The sequence below is a fragment of the Peribacillus frigoritolerans genome (genome assembly GCF_030676415.1).
Classification (GTDB): Bacteria; Bacillota; Bacilli; order Bacillales; family DSM-1321; genus Peribacillus; species Peribacillus frigoritolerans_A.
This window is the reverse complement of the sequence record NZ_JAUUTW010000083.1, coordinates 1-880: the sequence shown is the minus strand read 5'-3', so window position 1 is coordinate 880 and position 880 is coordinate 1. Positions and strand designations below refer to the sequence as shown.

Sequence of the window (880 nt, the reverse complement as noted above, 5' to 3'; positions counted from 1 at the left end):
TATCATAATGCCTGCTTGAAGGAATTTACGAATCAGTTTGAGAACTCGTTTATCTTCAATTTTCCGCTCTAACATTCCCATGAGCTTGTCATGATTCACTTTATCGAAGAACTTCTCCAAGTCCATATCCACTACCCATGTATAACCTTCGGTTATATAGGACTTTGCCTTACGAACCGCCTGGAGCCCTTGTTTGTTAGGGCGAAATCCATAGCTATTCTCCGAAAAGGTTGAGTCATATATCTTGGTCAATATTTGGGCAATGGCTTGTTGAATGAAACGGTCTAGAACGGTTGGAATACCCAATAGCCGAACTCCGCCGTTTGGTTTCGGGATTTCGATACGACGGACGGGCTGCGGTTGATAGGTACCCTGTAAAAGGGCAGTTTTCATGTTGTACCATTCGGTTGCGAGGTGCGGTCTCAGGTTTTGAACCGGCATTCCATCTACACCATGGCTTCCCTTATTTCTTTCTACACGCTTCAATGCCTGTATTAAGTTTTCCCTCTCTAGTATCTGTTCCATTAACATCGTTGATATCCTTTCCCTGCGTGGACGAGATGGTCTATTTGTGCCTTTATCTGCTCCGCCCTTTTGAAGTTCCCCGTGTATTCACCACTTCTTCCTTCAAATAAGTTCCGTTAGGAATTGTTTGCTTCTTCGCAGATAACGAACGCCTAGTATTCATCCTCCTTAATCTGTTCGGTCCTTCCTTATCTTCTCGAGTAGACAAGTACTATGACCTCTGCTGACTTCTGATGATTCTGCTGTCCATCACTGGACAGGTTACCAAGTGTACTTGGCTGTCATCAGACCTCCCCGGGTAAGAGTGCAATCTTTCCCTCCATCTATCTGCTTCATTTACTCTGTACCACCTTTG

1 protein-coding gene is annotated in these 880 nt (G+C 44.5%); it reads right to left on the bottom strand.

Annotated features, from left to right (window positions below):
- Nucleotides 1–531: reverse transcriptase domain-containing protein (locus Q8G36_RS28560; RefSeq protein WP_305275328.1), on the bottom strand; the 531-nt coding region annotated here is incomplete at its 3' end.
- Nucleotides 532–880: the final 349 nt, after the last annotated feature.